This window comes from Microcystis aeruginosa NIES-4325 (assembly GCF_008974145.1).
Classification (GTDB): domain Bacteria; phylum Cyanobacteriota; class Cyanobacteriia; order Cyanobacteriales; family Microcystaceae; genus Microcystis; species Microcystis aeruginosa_G.
This window is the reverse complement of sequence record NZ_BJKP01000001.1, coordinates 54,710-73,204: the sequence shown is the minus strand read 5'-3', so window position 1 is coordinate 73,204 and position 18,495 is coordinate 54,710. Positions and strand designations below refer to the sequence as shown.

17 protein-coding genes and 1 pseudogene are annotated in these 18,495 nt (G+C 42.8%); 10 read left to right on the top strand and 8 right to left on the bottom strand.

Translation table 11 applies throughout. The features are described 5' to 3' along the window. Positions 1-18: 18 nt before the first annotated feature. Entirely contained in the window at positions 19-483 is a 465-nt protein-coding gene (locus MiAbW_RS00325) for a VOC family protein (protein ID WP_151694433.1), read from the top strand. Here the strand turns inward: MiAbW_RS00325 and MiAbW_RS00320 are convergent. From MiAbW_RS00320 to MiAbW_RS00300, 5 genes are all read right to left on the bottom strand, one after another. Beyond that, positions 480-1,247, bottom strand: coding sequence for a tryptophan-rich sensory protein (locus MiAbW_RS00320; RefSeq protein WP_151694432.1), 768 nt, complete (start codon positions 1,245-1,247; stop codon positions 480-482). The two genes, MiAbW_RS00325 and MiAbW_RS00320, sit on opposite strands and share 4 nt — an antisense overlap. Positions 1,248-1,250: 3 nt before the next feature. Further along, entirely contained in the window at positions 1,251-1,730 is a 480-nt protein-coding gene (gene fabZ, locus MiAbW_RS00315) for a 3-hydroxyacyl-ACP dehydratase FabZ (protein WP_002734156.1), read from the bottom strand. Positions 1,731-2,010: 280 nt separating this feature from the next. Further along, positions 2,011-3,150 (bottom strand): SpoIID/LytB domain-containing protein, encoded by a 1,140-nt coding sequence (locus MiAbW_RS00310; protein WP_151694431.1) that lies wholly within the window; start codon positions 3,148-3,150, stop codon positions 2,011-2,013. A gap of 218 nt (positions 3,151-3,368) precedes the next feature. Then, the gene (locus MiAbW_RS00305; RefSeq protein ID WP_151694430.1) at positions 3,369-4,022 is read right to left on the bottom strand and encodes a Coq4 family protein; all 654 of its coding nucleotides are present in this window, start codon (positions 4,020-4,022) and stop codon (positions 3,369-3,371) included. Positions 4,023-4,091: 69 nt separating this feature from the next. Next, on the bottom strand, positions 4,092-4,382 hold the full coding sequence (locus MiAbW_RS00300) for a YiaA/YiaB family inner membrane protein (protein ID WP_151694429.1): 291 nt from the start codon (positions 4,380-4,382) through the stop codon (positions 4,092-4,094). Between the two features lie 159 nt (positions 4,383-4,541). On the opposite strand from MiAbW_RS00300, the gene MiAbW_RS00295 reads away from it, so the two are divergent. The 4 genes from MiAbW_RS00295 to MiAbW_RS00280 all read left to right on the top strand — a co-directional run bounded on the left by MiAbW_RS00295 (position 4,542) and on the right by MiAbW_RS00280 (position 9,410). Further along, entirely contained in the window at positions 4,542-5,537 is a 996-nt protein-coding gene (locus MiAbW_RS00295) for a hypothetical protein (protein WP_151694428.1), read from the top strand. Positions 5,538-5,913: 376 nt separating this feature from the next. Then, positions 5,914-6,696, top strand: coding sequence for a hypothetical protein (locus MiAbW_RS00290; RefSeq protein WP_151694427.1), 783 nt, complete (start codon positions 5,914-5,916; stop codon positions 6,694-6,696). Between the two features lie 113 nt (positions 6,697-6,809). After that, positions 6,810-7,748, top strand: a complete 939-nt coding sequence (locus tag MiAbW_RS00285) for a glycosyltransferase family 2 protein (RefSeq protein ID WP_151694426.1) — start codon at positions 6,810-6,812, stop codon at positions 7,746-7,748. A gap of 60 nt (positions 7,749-7,808) precedes the next feature. Further along, positions 7,809-9,410 carry a glycosyltransferase family 39 protein gene (locus tag MiAbW_RS00280; protein WP_151694425.1) on the top strand — a complete coding sequence of 534 codons (1,602 nt, stop codon included), beginning with the start codon at positions 7,809-7,811 and terminating at the stop codon, positions 9,408-9,410. A 14-nt stretch (positions 9,411-9,424) separates the two neighbouring features. Here the strand turns inward: MiAbW_RS00280 and MiAbW_RS00275 are convergent, their stop codons facing one another. Then, positions 9,425-9,766: a hypothetical protein gene (locus MiAbW_RS00275; RefSeq protein ID WP_045358156.1), complete on the bottom strand. Its 342-nt coding sequence runs from the start codon at positions 9,764-9,766 to the stop codon at positions 9,425-9,427. A 34-nt stretch (positions 9,767-9,800) separates the two neighbouring features. Here MiAbW_RS00275 and aat point away from each other — a divergent pair, with 34 nt between their 5' ends. Then, a complete protein-coding gene (gene aat, locus MiAbW_RS00270) occupies positions 9,801-10,382 on the top strand; it encodes a leucyl/phenylalanyl-tRNA--protein transferase (RefSeq protein WP_151694424.1) in 582 nt (193 codons plus the stop codon). Positions 10,383-10,567: 185 nt separating this feature from the next. Here the strand turns inward: aat and MiAbW_RS00265 are convergent, their stop codons facing one another. Next, complete coding sequence (locus MiAbW_RS00265) at positions 10,568-12,052, bottom strand: glycosyl hydrolase family 57 (protein WP_151694423.1); 1,485 nt, start codon at positions 12,050-12,052, stop codon at positions 10,568-10,570. Between the two features lie 267 nt (positions 12,053-12,319). Between MiAbW_RS00265 and MiAbW_RS00260 the strand changes: the two genes are divergently transcribed. Together MiAbW_RS00260 and MiAbW_RS00255 are read left to right on the top strand one after the other, a co-directional pair. After that, complete coding sequence (locus MiAbW_RS00260; protein ID WP_151694422.1) at positions 12,320-13,627, top strand: hemolysin family protein; 1,308 nt, start codon at positions 12,320-12,322, stop codon at positions 13,625-13,627. A 36-nt stretch (positions 13,628-13,663) separates the two neighbouring features. Beyond that, positions 13,664-14,470: an Rpn family recombination-promoting nuclease/putative transposase gene (locus MiAbW_RS00255; RefSeq protein WP_151694421.1), complete on the top strand. Its 807-nt coding sequence runs from the start codon at positions 13,664-13,666 to the stop codon at positions 14,468-14,470. Positions 14,471-14,505: 35 nt separating this feature from the next. Here MiAbW_RS00255 and MiAbW_RS00250 read toward each other — a convergent pair whose 3' ends face one another. Beyond that, the gene (locus MiAbW_RS00250) at positions 14,506-15,843 is read right to left on the bottom strand and encodes a proton extrusion protein PcxA (RefSeq protein WP_151694420.1); all 1,338 of its coding nucleotides are present in this window, start codon (positions 15,841-15,843) and stop codon (positions 14,506-14,508) included. 77 nt (positions 15,844-15,920) lie between these two features. Between MiAbW_RS00250 and MiAbW_RS00245 the strand changes: the two genes are divergently transcribed. Continuing rightward, positions 15,921-18,053 carry a recombinase family protein gene (locus tag MiAbW_RS00245; RefSeq protein WP_151694419.1) on the top strand — a complete coding sequence of 711 codons (2,133 nt, stop codon included), beginning with the start codon at positions 15,921-15,923 and terminating at the stop codon, positions 18,051-18,053. 277 nt (positions 18,054-18,330) lie between these two features. Beyond that, positions 18,331-18,473 (top strand): annotated as a pseudogene (locus MiAbW_RS00240) (ISNCY family transposase); the annotation flags it as partial. Between the last annotated feature and the right edge of the window lie 22 nt (positions 18,474-18,495).

Here is an 18,495-nt window from a genome sequence, read left to right as displayed (position 1 = left end):
CAGCAAAACCTAACTAAAATGACTATTAGTCCTTCCGTAACCGCAAAAAAACTCAAAATCGGTCAACTGCGAAAAGTCCATCATATCGCTTTCAACGTCAAAGATATGGATGCTTCTCGTCATTTTTACGGGGAAATATTAGGATTAGAGGAATTAGTGGGCGAAAAAATTCCCAGTACCTTAAAAGAATTAGTTGCCCAGGGAAAAGTGGCCAATTTTATCACCCCCGATGGTACAGTAATTGACCTATTTTGGGAACCAGATTTAAACCCTCCCGACGACAATCCCGAAATCGCTTTTACCCGCGCCAATCATTTAGCCTTCGATATTGCCCCAGAATGCTTCGATTTTGCCCTAGAAGTGCTACAAAGTCAGGGAATTACTATTGCTAGTGGACCCGTGACCCGTCCGACTGGGAGAGGGGTTTACTTCTACGATCCCGATGGCTTTATCGTCGAAATTCGCTGTAATCCGGCATATTAACGACTCAGAGGGCGAAAATTGCCACGAAAACCCAAAAAAGCTAAGATAATCGCTAATATAATCGCCGTTACCGCAATTAGAGGCAGAGAAATCTGTTTAACAGCGATCGCCAAGAAAGCCCAGATAAACACCCCGATAAAAGCCCGATCTTTTCGGTTTAAACCGACTAAAATTGCGATTATCGCCCCGATAACCAGAATTATTACCGTCCATATCTGGTCAGTTAGACCCCATCGCAGCCAGTCGATCCAATCCAGCACTGAAGCGACGTTGACAATCGTGGCTACGGTAATCCAAGCGAAATAAATACTAATAGGAGCATTAACTAATAAACCCTGTTTACGATTGACAATAAAGCGATTAATTTCTAAGCGAAGATAAAGCCGGATGAGAGAAATTAAAATGCCTAGCATTGCCAGTAAAGACAGGGCAAAAAAACGGGATTGAAAGAGAATTACCCAGAGAATCTGACAAGCACTAGCGATGGCTAATTCGTAGCCTAACCGACGCAAACGCGGTTCAGTTTTATTGAAAGCCAAAGCTTGGTAAATTCCCAGACTAATTAAACCCAGATAAATTAATCCCCAGATCGCAAAAGCATAATTAGCGGGAATAATTAAGACATCTTGAAAAACTGTATTCGAGATAGCCCCGATATTTTCGCCATTGAGAGGGAAAATATTAGCGAAAATATTGGTAATAAAAGCCCCTAGAATAGCAAATAAATTTAGTTCTTGTCGGAGACGATCTCGATCAAAATTCATAGGTCAATCAAAGACGGAAAACATCATTTCGCCCTGGGCGGCCAATTGCCCATCGACTCTTGCTTCCCCTTGCATTTTAGCAATTTTATTCATCTTGAAGGATAATAATTCCACCGTCATGATTAATTGATCCCCCGGCACCACAGGACGACGAAAACGGGTTTTATCAATGCCAGCGAAGGCAAAAAATTTCCCTTTCATCCCGGGTAATTGGGTCAAAATCACTCCCCCCACTTGGGCCATGGATTCAACAATTAACACCCCCGGCATCAAGGGACGACTGGGAATATGACCGGGGAAAAAAGGCTCGTTGATCGTGACATTTTTTAGGCCAACGGCCTTTTTACCTGGTACATAGTCAATAATGCGATCGACTAGGGCAAAGGGATAACGATGGGGCAGTAGTTGGCGAATTTCCTCGACGGTAAAGGTAGTTTTTATGACTGGTTCCAACTCGGTTAAGGCTTCGGTAACGATGGTCATGCAAGTCAAAAATTACAAGTGAGATCAGACATTATCTCACAATCAGTTATCAGTGATCAGTGATCAGATGAACGTCGGTTGGGCTTCGGCCGTGAGCTCAGGCTTCGACGGTGAGCTCAGCCGAACCGCCGAACGGTTGAAGCATGAAACCCAACGCCCGCTCATGTTACGCTACCGCTAACCCATCCCACAAATAATTGTGCCTCCCTACTTAGCTTAACCAATTAGGCTTTAGATTCGATCCTTGTTATCAGTTCACTGGAAATGGCTGACAGCCTTTTTAATTGGGCATTTCAGTTAAACGAGCATTTTGATAATAATGGCTGAGAATGCGCTCATAAGTCACCCCTTGGTCAGCGAGGGAAAAAGCACCCCATTGACTTAAACCGATCCCATGACCGAAACCGCGACCATTAATGGCAAAAGTACCGTTATTAGCTGAAATAGTGAATAGGGTACTACGCAGCTCGAGTATTCGCCGCAATTGGCTATCAGAGATTAATTTAGAGCCTTGATCGCCCACTATACGCATTCTAATCACCCGTCCGTGGGGAGTGATCCTTTCGGGGGATAGCGATCGCACGCGACCAACACCACCAATTAAACGGCCTAATTCACTGGCGCTAAAGTTTTTTGACCATTGGAATACTGGGGCGACTTGATCGTAATCGACGACACCGCGCAGGTAGGGTAAGGGGGAATTCCAAACATCCTCGACATTTTCCGTATGACCCCCAGAGGAGGAGTGAAACACCGCTAGAATCGGTTTGCCGTTGAAACTCATAATTTGTCCGGCAGTGGCATTAACCGCCTCGTGGGTGGTAGTAAACTCGCTTTCTAGACCCTTATAAACTTGGGTGCGGGTGGTAGTATCGAGATCGTAGATGCGATTCCCGGAAGTATTCATTTGGTAGAGAGCATAGGTGCGCGCCGCCACGGATTGGGCTTTTAAGGCCTCTTGCGGCCAAGAGGGAATCGCCTCCGCACCGACGACACTATAGAGATATTCCTCTAAATTGACTAAATTTAGGGCTGTCACCCCAGAACCTTGCCGAATGATCCTTGTTCGTCCTCGATACCAGCGATCGTTAATCCAGACGTAACCATCATTACCTGGTTCGATGATCAACTGACTGGCCTGCCAATCGGCCAAACCCACCGCTTTTCCTCTAGGATTAGCATTGAGGGCATTCATGGCAGTCAATTCTCCTAAGACTCTGCCGGCCCCATCTTTCACCACAGCATCGGTGGAACTACCCACGGAGACGGCGCTAACACCTTTACTGATGGCAATGCGTAACTCGACAGCAGCTTGGACTGGAGCGATAATCAAAGCCCAAAAAACTAGGACGAGCCAGCTATGGGCAGGCAGGCGCTGCAGGTAACTGCCCAGCAGCCTTGCTGTGTGTTTATTGGTCATGGGAATCGGACTCCTCACACAATCGATCGATAATCAATTTTACCCAGACTGGGATTTTTTGGCTACTCCAGTTCAGAAAAATTTTTCCCCTGTCACTTTTTCCCGATTGTCTGACAATTTTTCTATCCTCTAGCCCCTGAATCGGCAAATTGCCTTATTTTGTCCCATTAATCGGGATTTATTCCAGTTAGTCGATTATTTTAAGTAGTCCAACAAAATTAATTTACTAGGTTCGAGTGGACAATCGCCAATTCTTGCCGCCAAACTAGCAGGGGTTTCTCCCAAGCTAGTTCCCATTTTTGCGCTAAAAAAGGTCGAGTATTTTTGCCCAAATTATAGGCGTTGACAATCTCTTTCCAGAGAGAATATAAGGAAAGTGGCGAAGAAAATAAAGCTCCCAATAATCCCCCTAAAATTATGACAATAGCTAGAGGGCGACGAGTTTGACTTAATTCAAAAGCTTTCAGTTGAAATTCTCCCATGACATCGACACCAAAACCCGTGACTATATGCCAGATATCGTGAGTTTGCCGTAGGCGAAGCAGCAGATAATCGGTATCGGAATTGACTTGAATAGACCGATAAAAATTAGGATCGAAATTGAGACTAATTAGGTGAGTAGCATAATGATAACCCAGGGAATCTTCTGGGAGTTTTAGCAGGGTTTCTAAACAGGGACTAGCGGCCAGATATCTTTGGGCAATTATTTGGGCGGTAGCTCGATCGCTTTTAACATATTGCAAAGATAATCGCTGTAACCAACTCTCTTTTAAGCCGTCTTCAATATCATATACAGACATCGTATTACCGGGATTTTGTAAAAGAGAAATTATTCCTTTGGTCACACTGATTAGATTAGTCGTAAATAGCATATAAGCTCTCCTAAGCAAGTAAAAAGAGTGAAAATAATCGAAAAACAGATAACCAATAACTGCAAAAAATTACTCCTTATAAGGATCGTACTGACTCAATATCCGTTCTAACTTTGCTTCATCAATACGATTAATTAAGCGTTTAGATTCTTCGACATCGCGGACAGTTTTTGATAAATTAATGGTGGAACCGACGCTAAATAGTAAACCCATGCCTAAATAACCTTTAATCCACGCATCTACTGGCAGATAAACAACCCCTAAAGAAGTGGCGAAAATAGAGACAAGAAAAGATAACCAAGTTTGAAAAATCCACGCTTGAGTATGACTGGGAGTAGTACCGTATTTTTTATCGTTCATAATCGTCTCCTAAATGTTTCTACACCCATTCTGTCTGTTCTAGATGTGCAACAACAATGAGCGCTATCTAGTAGGGGGAGGGTTGAGAACTTGGGTGAAGTGGGGTGAAGTGGGGTGAAGCATCAAGTATAATCGTTGTCAGAAGCTAGGACTAAAAAGATGGAGAGCAAACACCTAAAAATTTGGTTTTCTTGGGAAAAACAAGAACAAATGATCGAGCGCTTGGTGGGGAGAGTGGGATTAACCCGGGTGCGTGCCACTTGTTTTCTGCGTCTCTGGATTTATGCGATCGCCAAGGAGGGACAGGCAAAACCCCCTTTATCCCGGTTAATTTTTCCCACCACTTCCATTATCTGTACCCATCGGCAAGCATCGGATTTATTTTATCAGGATCAGGACCAGGGCAGCGATCGCTCTGCTGGTATGATGTTAGATAAATTAGCAGCCCTTGGTTTAATCGAAAAAATTTTTGACGGCAACACAACCAGAATTAAAATCAAGCCAATTGCGGGGATTTTAGAGTCTGATAGCTCAGAATCATCTGTAGAATTGCAATTAGATCAATTTAATCCCCGTTGTGATGCGATTCCTGTGGCTAACTTGCTGACACGCAATTATAACTGGATGAACCGCAATGCTGAGGCAATTCCCCATCGCATTTCTCGTCTGTTGCGGGGTTGGGCAAAAGATTACGCCACAGGTATGCGAGTTTTGCGTCGGGTAGATAATCTTAATCCCGTCGGTTTTTATCTCCTCTATCCCACTGCCAACGAGTCGGAAGCGAATTTTTTTACCTCTCCTAACAAGAGTTTACATCTAAGTGCAATCAACGAACAGGATCCTTTTAAAATGGCATCTGTGGGAGATAAAAATTGTCTTTCGGTATTTATTCGCAGTTGGATGATCGATGCTAATTATTTAGATAAATATCGTTTAATCTTCCTACAAGATGCTCAAAAAACTCTCCAGAAAATGACATTAGATTTTCCTAATCTCTGCGATTTACATACTTTGATTATTCATCCCGATTATGAGAAATTAGCGGCAGCCTTGGGATTTCAAAAAACTATTCAGGAATCCCCAAACTCTATTTATTGGATGTATTTAGGACTCGATCGCTTTTTATCCCTAGACATGAGTAAAATTCAATTCTAATGGGAAGTAGGAAGTGAGAGAAAACAATCCATAACTGGGTTTTTGAAGTTGGATTGGGAGTTAATCATAGTATTAAAAACGGATTTGGTATCAGGCGGTGACGTTTATCCAAAGTTTAACAACTCATACGCTGCCAAGCCAGTGCGGTCTTGGAGGTTCCCCAAGTGGCGAGTGTGCATACCAGCCGCCTTGATCGAGGAAACTCGGCGGAACCAAAGAATCCCGAAGTGCCCAGTGCCATAGGAGTGTCAATTAGGGTATTCTATGAGGGGGAGCAGCAAAATCATGCCTCGAATATGGTTGTTGTTGAAAAAATCCATAGAAAATAGTTACGCTCTTGTATAATCCGCTAAAATCCAGAGAAATAGCTTTTGCCATGGCGACTACAGAAGCATTGAACCCCAGTCAGTTCTCACTCTTAACCAACCTCACCGCTGATCGTTCAAGTTCACCCAACCCACAAGAAGAAATGGACAAAGTTATCATTCTCGTTAATGCCGAAGCTCAAGCCAGTGGTCAGATGTCTCGGCTATCGCCCGTTACCGAAAAGATGGTGATTGCCTTAAAAAATGCGGTTCCTAAATCCTTGGCGGTGGAGGTGACTGGGACGGCTTCTTTGTGGTCAAAAATGGAGTCGGGTAAAACCGCCCAAAATAATTTAATCTGGTGTCCCTTAACAATTCAATTGCCCAATTGGGTGAATTTTCCTGGTAAAAAAGTTTATCAAGCTTGTCGGGATATCGAGGAAAGACGCGCCTGGGTTGCCCATACCCTGCACTATAAAACCAGTCAGGGAGATTCTTCTTTTGGGGATCTTTGGTTGCCGATCACGGTGACATCTAAGGGTTTAGAATACGGTGAGGTGATCGGGGAGGGTATGATTCCTAACGCCTACAGTCAACCGATTAGTCTAGAAAGAGAGAGTCTTAAGTCTTTACATCGGCTGGCGGCGCAATTACTGGATAATTTAAAGGCTCCTGCTTCTGTTTACTTGTTACAGTTTCGTCTGGCTCATCGGGACGTGGTTTTTGATCGTCTCTGGCCTTTTCCTGCTGCGCCTGCGATCGCTTCCCTACGCGGTCAACAGACAGATCTCTATGCAGCCTACTGGAATTGTTTACGTCGGCAAGCAATGGTCGATCATTCTTTGGCAATTTAAAGGCACTGTCTAGCAGTAATCTATTAAGTTGACAAAAGGGATACTTTACCAGAATATTTAGAGCGTAGCGGCCGCCATAAAAACCAGGCTTTTGTCCGTTCAACCTCTCGAAAATGCCGAAATATTCCCTAATTATTCCGATTTATGACGAGGAAGAAACCATTCCAGAACTCTATCGCCGTGTCAGTGACGTCATGGATAGTTTAGATGATTCTGTGGAACTGATTCTGATCAATGATGGCAGTCGCGACCGCTCCTTAAATTTGATGCGGGAACTACAGGAAAGAGATGCTAGGGTCTGTTACATTAGCTTTGCTCGTAACTTTGGCCATCAGGCAGCAGTAACGGCAGGACTTAATTTTGCCAGGGGTCAAGTTATTGTTGTCCTCGATGCCGACTTGCAGGATCCACCGGAATTGATTCCCAAAATGATTGAGTCTTGGCAAGCAGGTTATCATGTGGTTTACGCCCAGAGAACAAAACGGAAAAAAGAAAGTTGGTTTAAACGCCTAACTGCCTACCTTTTCTATAGATTGCTGCGACAATTGGCCGACGTGGATATCCCTGCGGACACGGGGGATTTTTGTCTGATGGATCGTCAGGTAGTAGACCTATTAAATTCTATGCCAGAACGGAATCGTTATATTCGCGGTTTGCGCGCTTGGATTGGTTTCCGACAAACTGCTGTTAAGTTTGAGCGAGATCCCCGGTTTGCCGGGGAAGTCAAGTACACTTTTAAAAAATCCCTAGCTTTAGCGATTAATAGCTTGGTGTCTTTTTCTAAGATTCCCCTGCGTATTTCCACTTATTTAGGCCTATTTTCCGCTTTAATTGCCCTGTTTATGGCTTTACTGGTTCTCTACTGGCGCTTACAGCAACCCGACTCTCCCGTTACCGGTTTAGCTACTATCTTGATCGCTGTGTTTTTCTTGGGTTCGGTACAATTGATCAGTGTCGGCATATTAGGGGAATACATCGGGCGAATTTACGAAGAAGTTAAAGGAAGACCCGCTTATACGATCGCTGAGATCGCTGGGTTGGAAATCAATTAAACCTTCCCAAAAACTATCAATTAATTCTTGTTGATTGATGACCTACGGACAAATAAACTTATGACAGACCAGAAAAAATATTTACCAGATCAATCGGTCGCTAATTTCGGAAAGTTTTTGATTATCACTATTTTAGTGATCGGTATGGGATTGCGGTTTTTTCATATAGAGCAAAAAGTTTATAGTGCCGATGAAGTGCGAAGAATTATGCGTTCTTCAGGATACACGACTCAAGAGGTGCGGGAGCAGGCTTTTATAGGAGATATTATTGGAGTCGAAGAGTTGCAGCGTTTCCAATATCCGCATCTTGAAACATCTCTGAATGATACAATGCAGGCCTTAATTGGTAATCCTGAGCATCCCCCACTCTATAATTTGTTGAACCGCTTTTGGATGCGGGCATTTCCTTGGACAAATTCAGCTAGAACTTTCTCGATTTTCTTAAGCGTCCTGGCCATTCCCTGCCTTTATTGGTTGTGCCTAGAATTATTCGATTCTTCGCTAACGGGCTGGATAGCGATCGCTTTATTCGCTGTTTCTCCCTTTCAGATACTTTCGGCACAAAACGCTACCCAATATAGTTTCTGGACGCTGACAATTCTTTTATCAGGAATTGCTCTTTTGCGAGCAATCCGTAAAAATACGCTTAAAAGTTGGCTCTGGTATAGCTTGAGTCTCTCCCTAACTTTTTATGCTCATTTATTCTCCTATTCCCTAGCCATCGCCCAAGCTTTGTATGTGATTCTTCTAGAGAGATTGAAAATTACAAGAACAGTTGTTAGCTATGTATTGGCAGCTGTTGGCAGCTTAGTTTTATTTAGCCCTTGGCTATTCGTGATTTTTAGCAAGCTAGACAAAATTGATCGTAACACCCAATACTATCGACAGCTTAAGACTAATATCATCCAAATATCTCAAACCTTATTTCGTCATACTGGTCATGTATTTGTGGATTTCTTTCACCGCCGAGGAAGATTAGAGTCGGCTTTTCATCTATTAATATTATTGTTAGTGGTCTATTCTCTTTATCATCTCATCCGATACACATCCCCGAAAGTTTGGTTATTCCTCATAACTTTGATTGTTGTTCCGACACTGTTTCAAATTGTACCTGATTTATTAAAACCATCGGTACGCTCCCTACAAGCCAGATATTATCTACCAGTTTTTCTGGGAATGCAGATGGCTATATCCTACCTGATTGCCAGTTATATCGGCTCAAAATCGCCAAAAAATTGGCTTCACTATTTAGGACAGGAAATCTTGCTGATTTTCCTGCTACTAGGTATAGTATCAGGTTTATTTTTGGGTTTAACTCCTGATGCTGGTTTAGACGATCAAAGAGGTACAGCCAGTGGAGTTAATCTAGAAATCGCCCCTGTTTTAAACTCCATGACCAAGCCGATAGTTATCAGCGATAATACCCCTAGTTTCTTTTTGGCATTATCCTATTTAGTTAACGATCGAGTTAAGTTTCAATTATTTCAGGATGGCGATGTGGAATCCTGGCGGCGAAAACTCAATCTCAAGGAATTAGCCCAAAACTACAGTAATATCGTCGTGGCACATCCCGAAGAAGATTTTGTTAACTTCTTAAATGAGCAGTACCCCATTCGTACAGAAAAATTAGCAGGGGCACTAATAGAAATTAAACTCCAATAGCAGAGAAAAACTGTCTAACTTTGGCCACAACAGCGATCGATTCCTAAACTATCTAAAATCAAATCACTGACGGCGTTAGCGATGGCAAATTCACTATAAAAACTTTCGCGAAAATCAAAAGCCTGCATCTCGGTAACGATCGCAATCACCAAGCTACCGAGATCGTTTTCTCCTTCCAAACGCTGACGCAGAAAAATCTGACTAGCGCGTTCAGCGATAGTTTCATTAATAGCTTCGGGAATAAATTCTGCATCCAACCAACGATGCAAAGCGGTGCGCAGCCAAGTTTGTTCCTGTTGGGGATTTTCGATCGGTGGTAAAGTAATAGGCGGAATTGGTGCGGGATGATCAGGCATAATTAGAGAATGATCAGGCTACGAGACTGAATTCTTGGGGGGAGTCGTGGATATCGCCTCTATTATACAAGGATACGCACGCGGTTACTTTCTGATGGCCGATGAAGGGGGCAGATTAGATTGGTATTCTAGTAGAAATCGCGCTCTTATCCCTCTAGATCGGCGTTTTAGGTATCCCAAATCCCTAAAAGGAGTTTTGAATCAAAATCGCTTTAGCGTGGCTATTAACCGCAATTTTGCTGGGGTTTGTGCCGGTTGTGCAGATCGCTCGCTGACTTGGATTTCCCCGGAGTTAATCCAAATCTATCAGCAATTACACCAAGCCGGTTTGGCCCACAGTTTCGAGACTTGGCAAGGGGATCAATTAGCGGGAGGGATTTTAGGTTTAGCAATTCGCGGGGTTTTTATCGGAGAATCGATGTTTTATCAAATTCCCGATGGTTCTAAGGTTGCCATGGTCAAGTTAGTTGAACACCTCAGAGAACGGAATTTCTGTCTATTTGATGCCCAAATGCAAAATCCCCATCTGGCTAGATTTGGGGCCTATACTATCTCCGAACAAGAATATCATTCCCTACTGGAAAACGCTCTGCTCAAGCATTGCCGTTTTGTTTAAGTAGGGCCGGGTTTTTACCCATTTTCAGGTGTACCTAAATTTCCCCCTGATCACTCCCAGACCAGGAATTTTGTGATTAAAAAAAAGCCTAAAACTCTTATCCAACAAAGTTTTTAGATTTATTCAGCAACCCCTATTCATGTACTACTAGGGCGCAGATTCTGCGCCCTATATATCTTACTATCCTAGCGGGTTAAGGCTGCGCCTCTTTCGTATAAAGTGCGGGCATAATCGGTCCAAGTACCCTGGCCCCAATAACGGAAACAACTGGTTTGCACGAGCAAATTATAAAGCAGTGCCTCCAGATAATCCGGTCGTCGGGTAAAACTAGGATCCGCCTGTACTAAAGGATCATATTTCTCGTGGAATTGAGCGCTTAATTGGTTCATCGGTTCGAGGACATTTTCGTAACCGCGCACCCAACTGAGATCATTGGTCCAAGATGCGCCATCCATACTAAAACGGTGGTCGGTCTGTTTTAACTCAGCGATCGCCTGTTCCACTGCTTCAGGGGTAGCGGCATCGGGATTAACTCGCTGCCAGATTTTATGCTGATGTACGGCTTGAATTGGGGGATAATCTTCTGGATTAACGCCAGCAGCCTCGATTAACTCCAGATATTCCGTACCGTTAAATCCTGCCACACTGGAACCCCCCTGCATTTCCCGCCAGGGATTGGGAAAATCGCGAGGAAATTCATTCATCATCACGCCACCATTTTCACCGTCGGCAATCTGGGAACCTAGGGAAGGAACCCAAACGCCGCCGATTTGCTGTTTACCGCGGCATTTTGCCTCGTGGTAGGGTTGCATTTGGGCGACTAATTTGGTGTCGGAACCCTGGGTTTTAATCAAAGCAGTGATCGCAATTACTTCACCGCGAGAATTGCGCGCTACAAGACGATTAGGAATATATTTTTGTTCCTGACTCAATCCCGAACCGTCGAGATTTTCCACCGAGTGTTCCTGTACCAATAACCAACGATAGCCGCATTCTTTCAGAGCTTTAATATACTCGTAGAGGGTATCGGGATGGTTAGGAAGGTGCATTTCTGGGGGAGAGAACCCTTTGACTCGTTTTAGGGCATCCGGGCCAAAAATCGAGGCAAAATAGGTTTGCCATGCTTGCATCTGTAATTTTAGATCGGGAATCGGTGTGGAAGGGGCCACCGCATGACTCCACATCGTCCCCAACCATTCCACATAGGGTTGATACTGACTGTTACAGGTGATTAATTTGAGTTTATCGAGGATATCCTGCCGTCCCATCTGTACCAACCCCCAGAGGAGATTGCCAGAATAATCGAGCATAATCCGGGGATTACAGCCTTCCGCCACCAATTCCGGGATAAAATCGCCCATGCGACTGTAACACCAGGCAAAAACGCTGGCATTATGGTTATCGCCATCCCCTTGATGCTCGAACATATGCTGGAGATTGCAGATTAATTCCCCGTTAACACCCGCCGGGATAGTGGGTTGGTGCATATGTAAGGCACAGGCAAAACCAGCCTTAATATTGTCTAATTTGAGATTTGTTGTCGGTAAAAAGATCGGATCATCGTGATTAACAATCGCCGCGATTTCCTGTTCCCAACCGCAAATAGTCGGCAGTCCGGGGCGGATTTCCGTGATAGGGTTCGATTTCGATGATACAGGTGTAGCGATCATAATTTTTCAGGCGAATAGATTGAGATAGTTTGTCCCCACTCTCCTAGGGACAACTTTTTTTACTGGCAACAGGTCACTCCTGACTGTTCACTGCTAACTGAGTTAAGAGTGCGGACTTGATCCTATCCCATTTATACTGGGAGTAACCCCCTCCAGACACAAGCCTTCGTAACTCGTTAAAAATCAAGATGATTCTTTACTGAACTTAACCGATCCTCGCACTATGATACAAACAACTATCCGCCCTTTTACCTGTAACTTTTAACCATGTTCTCGGCGACTACCGAAATTCTTGTTATCTTCTTCCTCATCCTCCTCAATGGAGTTTTTGCTCTCTCGGAAATTGCCATTGTCTCGGCGCGTAAAATCCGTTTGGAACAATTAGCCAGAGATGATCGACGGGCGGCGGTGGCCTTAAAATTGGCCAATGATCCCAATCAAATTTTATCGACGGTGCAGATTGGCATTACCCTAGTGGGTATCTTTGCTGGGGCCTACGGAGGAGCCAATTTATCCGTCAGTGTGGCGCAATTATTGGCGCAAGTTCCCGTTTTAGCCCCCTATAGTCAAGCTTTGGGATTAGGATTAGTGGTGTTAATTATTACCTATCTATCCCTAGTGGTGGGGGAATTAGTGCCGAAACGGTTAGGTTTAAGTAATCCTGAAAAAATCGCTATCCTCGTTGCTGATCCTCTGAATAGGTTATCAAAAATTGTTTCGCCCGTTGTCCATCTTTTGAGTCAATCGACTAATCTGATTCTCGGTTTGTTGGGGATTAGCGGGAATAATAATGATTCCCCCATTACGGAGGAAGAATTAAAAATTATGCTTAAACAGGGAACCGAAGCGGGAACCTTTGAGGAAGCAGAACAGGATATGGTGGAAAGGGTGTTAGGATTAGGAGATCGCCGAGTCAGTCAGATTATGACCACGCGCCCGGATGTTGTTTGGCTAGATTTGGAAGATAGTGCCGAAATTAACCGCCAGAAGCTAATTGAGAGCAATCATACCCGTTTTCCTGTGTGTCAGGGCAGTTTAGATGAGGTTTTGGGGGTAATCGAAGTCACAGACTTATTAAGTGATTGTTTAACTGGTGAAAGCTTCGACCTGACGAAGGATTTACAACAACCGCTTTTTGTGCCGGAAAGCACTAGGGGTTTAAAGGTTTTAGAATTGGTGCAGCAAAGTGGTCATCATATTGCCTTGGTAGTGGATGAGTACGGGGTGATTCAAGGATTGGTGACGCGCCAGGATATTTTAGAGGCAATTGTCGGCGATTTACCCCAATTAGATAATATTGAAGATGCTCAGATCGTGCAGAGGGAAGATGGTTCTTGGTTGATTGATGGCACAGTGGCGATCGAAGATTTTAAAGAATTATTTGAAATTAGTGAATTACCCGGGGAAAAACAGGGCAATTATCACACTCTAGGGGGTTTTATTATTACCCATCTTGGCAGGATTCCGGGGGCTGCCGATCATTTTGAATGGCAAAGGTTGCGCTTGGAAGTGGTCGATATGGACGGTAATCGCGTCGATAAGGTGTTAGTAACGCTATTGTTGGATGATTTGTAAGTAATTGTTAGTAAATATCTAGATTTTTTTAAGCTTGTGAAGACCGATACAATTTTTTATCAACTCTTGCAAACTTTTCTGGGGTTAATTTTTGAATTACTGGGAGAATCAACCCAGAAAGCTGAAAATTATCAATTCTCCTCCCGAGAAATCAAAGAATTGGCGCGTCCTTTTGACGGTATTTTTTTACCGACCACAGCAGCACCAGAACTAATTATTTACTTTGTTGAAGTGCAATTTCAGGATAAAAGTGATTTTTATTGGCGGTTTTTAACAGAAATTGTCATCTATCTCAATCAGTATAAACCCGTTCAGGATTGGATAGCTGTAGCTTTATTTGCCTCTAGGTATATCGATAATAATTTTCCCTATCAACTGCGGGGATTTGAGATAACGGGACAGATCAGACGTATTTATTTAGATGAATTAATCGATAGTCTAGATCCGTCTCTGGGTTTAGGAATTATTCAGTTAATCGTCGCTACATCCCAATTAGTACAGCAACGAGGAAAACCACTTTTAGAAAAAGCGATCGCTGAAATTGATGATCTAGTTTTCCAGCAAAAAGTTATAGAATTAATTGAAAGAACCTTAGCCTATAAATTTACTAATCTTAGTCGCACGGAGTTAGAAGCTATGTTCGGATTAGATGATCTCAGACAGACTCGACTTTATCAAGAAGCTAAAGAAGAAGGTCGTGAAGAAGGTCGTGAAGCAGCTAAAACTGAAGCGATCGCTGGTTTACTAGCTTTAGGTTTAAGTATAGAACAGATTGCCACTGCTTTGCAATTAGAACTTACCAAAGTACAAGAGACGGCAGCAAGATTATCCTCCCCAAATTAGAAGAGTAAATTATCAGTTTTCTCCCGGATTTTACCCTATTCATTCATATTGCGATAGGTAGCCACTGCCGAGGGAGAAATGCGATTGAGATAACGGAAAATCCAATATTTTAAGACTGTATCCAAGATAACGGGAAAAGTGGCGATAAAGAGAAAATTAAACTCGCGATTTTCCGGTAAACCGAAATGACGACTTAACCCTTCTAGGATCACTTCCCAACCGTGGGGAGAGTGGAAACCGACAAATATATCGGTAAAGAGAATAATTAAAAAAGCTTTAGCTGAATCACTAAGATTATAGAGAATGCCATCCAGAAAAGACTTGACAATCTCGATTTCCCGACGACTAAAAGCGATAACAAAACCAAAGGCAATCAGGGAACAAATATCGGCGAAAATATTAGCGATCGCATTTAAACCCTGCTGGCGAAATTCTTCACTTAGTACCGCTGCTTTTTTAGTAATTTCTTTCTCGATTTCTTCGTTAGATAATTTGGGTGCTAAACCAATCATACCTCGAAAATGTAAAGCTTCCTCAAATCTTCTCAATTCCGAAAAAGCTTCTTCTTCCAAATCTTGATTAATAAAAATAAACTGTTCCTGTTGTTGGAAATATTTATTAACCAAGGGAGTAATCAGGAAAGTTTTGGTTAATTGCTGGGTCAATAGAGGGACAATAATTAACAGTAAAATAAACTTGAGGGAAATGGCTGTTTTATAACGAGAATTGCGAAATCTTTTTAAAACTGCCTCCTCCGATTCCTCGGCTTGCGGATCGATTTCCTGTTTAATGCGATTAAAAGTATTGACAAAAGAACGGGGTAAAACCCCCGGTTTTTCCGTAGCTTTTTGGGATTTACTACTTTTGATTATTTCCTCATTTTCAGGACTAGCCGCCGCTAAAAAAGAGCGATTTCTGGAAGTCTTTATTTTCCCTGTTTCCCGCTCAACATTTCTGTTTTGCAGACTTTTGGGGACATCTTCCATATCTTCTTGCCAATAATTACCTTGATATTTTCCGATAATACTATCGATAAACTGAAGTTTTTTCAGACAAACATCTGTGGTGACAGTAATCACCCCATTATTAATTGTCGGTTGATTAGGTCCGAAGGTATTAACGATCGAACGACTAGCTTTAAACTCCGTCAATCTGACTTTAATTTTTTGCAGATAACCTTTAACTTCTGCGATAAAATAGGAATTGGTGCTGCTGCCATAATTCGAGAACTCCGCTGCCACTTTTCGCCCTTGAAAATGCTTGTCTTCTATCTCCTTAATCTTCAAAGCTGCATGATAGGCCTCATCTAAAGAACGTTCAGGAGTTTGTAATAACCATTGATTAACACCTTGCAAAATCCGATTAAGATTCATAGGAAACAATTACTTCCACAAGGAAAAAAGCTAGAGTACCGATCAGTCATCTTAACAAATACAATCGAGAAAAAACGATGTCAATCATACCAATTTGGATCGAAGGTGGCACGCGATCGGGAAAAACCACCGCTTTAGTCGGGGAATTTCGGCGCTGGGTTGTTTCTCAACCTCAGTCTAGGGATTCATTGTCTCGCAATCAACTGAAATCATCGCCCCTTCCCCGATCGATCTTAGTTTTCGCTGCCAACGATGATAACAAACGGGAATTAGCCGATCGATTAGCCATTGCTGTTAAGGGTAGCCATCCGATTCTCTGCAAAACCCCTTTAGGTTTTCTCACCGATGAAGTCATCCTGTTTTGGCCGTTAATTTTCGAGTTTTTGGGGCTAAAAGCCCAATTTCCCCGCCGATTACGCCCAGAAACGGAGCAGGAACTCGCCACCCGTCTCTGGCAACCAGCAATCGCCGAATTCTTCCAGCTTACCAGCATAAATGAATATCGTTTCGTGCGTCAAGTTCTCGATTTGTTACAATTAGCTGGCGCTAGTGGTGTTCCTGCAGAAAAGATACCCGAAAGATTAGCCGACGGATTATCAGAAACAGATTTAAAACGAGTTTTAGCGATTAATGAGCAGGAAATACCAGAAAAAGTCGGGGAATTAATTGTTAAATGGCGTGATTGGTCTCTAGAACGTGGTTTATTAAGTTATGGCATTATCTACGAACTCTATTGGCGCTATTTATTTCCTGATAGTCGTTATCAACAGCAACTATTAAAACGCTTCCGGGGAGTTTTTGCGGACGATGTGGACGATTATCCAGCTATTACCAAGGATTTACTCGGTTTTTTTCTCGATCATGATTGTTTTAGCGTTTTTACCTACAATCCCCAGGGAAAAATTCGCTTAGGATTAACTGCCGATCCCGATTATCTACAAAAATTAGCGGCACGCTGTCAAATTATGCCATTATCTACCACTGACGGGTTAGCAGTTCAGTTTAGCGAGAAGGTTCTCTCCTTAGTCAGCGACGGTAACTATCTTGGCAATCTTCCCGATCGATTTATCTCCCTGCAAACCACCTCTCGCGCCGAATTGTTACGGAAGACAGCCACAGCTATTATTCAATCAGTCAAGCAAGGAGCAGTAAAAGCCGAAGAAATCGCCGTTATTGCTCCTGGTTTAGACGAAATCGCCCGTTATAGCCTGATGGAAATTTTAACTGGTGCTGGGATAGCCGTTCAACCCCTCAACGAACAACGACCCCTGATCAGTTGTCCTCTGATTCGGGCATTATTGACCCTTCTCGCCCTTATTTACCCAAATTTGGGGCGTTTAGCCCCCCAAGAGGCCATAGCGGAAATGCTGGTGATTTTTAGCCGTTATCGCTGGGATGAAGAAGATAATTTAATTCCCGATATCGATCCAGTTCGCGCCGGATTAATTGCCGATCATTGTTATCAAGTGGATTTGGAAAATCCTCGTTTATTAGCGATCGAAACTTTTCCCCGTTGGGATCGCTTAGGACAAAAAGCTTGTACTGCCTACGAAAGAATTTGTCACTGGATCGAAGGGATGAAAAAACGGCAGCAGCAAGCCAAACTTTCCCCGATTTTTGTCTTAAATCAAGCGATCGAACAATTATTAAACGATGGGGAAAATTTGCCCTTCGATCACTTGGCAGCTTTGCGAGAATTAATGGAAACTGCCCAACATTTTTGGGAGATTGATCGCCGTTTGCGTGAGAGTGAACCCTCTTTTCAAAGTCCCAGTGAAACTATTAGTCAGTTTATCCAACTTTTGCGCCGTGGTACAATTACCGCTAATCCCTATCCTGTGCGACAATTTATTAAATCTTCCCCGGCAGTTACCCTAGGTAATATCTTTCAATATCGTTCTTTTCGTTCTAGTCATCGTTGGCATTTTTGGCTAGATTGTTCCTCCCCACTCTGGGAACAAGGAGGTGCTGCTACTCTTTTTGCTGCGCCGATTTTTTGGCGAGAAAGTCCCTATCAACGCTGGACAACAGCAGCAGAATTAGAGGAAAATCAGACCCGTTTACAGAGAATTTTAAAAGATTTATTAGCAAGGGTAAGCGAAAGAGTTATCCTCTGTCACAGTGATTTAGGAGTATCGGGAACCGATCAAACTGGACAACTTTTATCCTTAGTACAAGGAGCAAAAGAATATAATTATAGTATTACTTGAATTATCAGAATTAAGATTTTAGCAAAAAGAAACGAGATGGAAAATGATATACTACTTCGCTTAAAACTTTAATGTGGTTTTCGTTTTTTATGTTGAGCGAATTATCCCGCAAGATTCGGTAATAACTCCCAGTAATAATTTGGTAGTATTGGTGAGCCATGTTGCTTATTTGGTATAAAGTGTGTAAAATATTTATTAATAAAAATAATTGGCTCACATCAGTCTTTAAACCTCTAGCTTGATGATGACTTTTCTGATAAACATCTTTTTGTGACTCGTGGAAGGTTTACTCAAATATATTTCCTTGTCCTAGTTGTGGTTCTCACCATAGGATCAAGAACGGTTCTATGTCAAAAATGTGGAGGCGAGTTTGTGAGCAATCCCACTAATAAAACTATCTCTCCCGATACCAAACAATTAATTGATCAACTCTTGCTCGCTT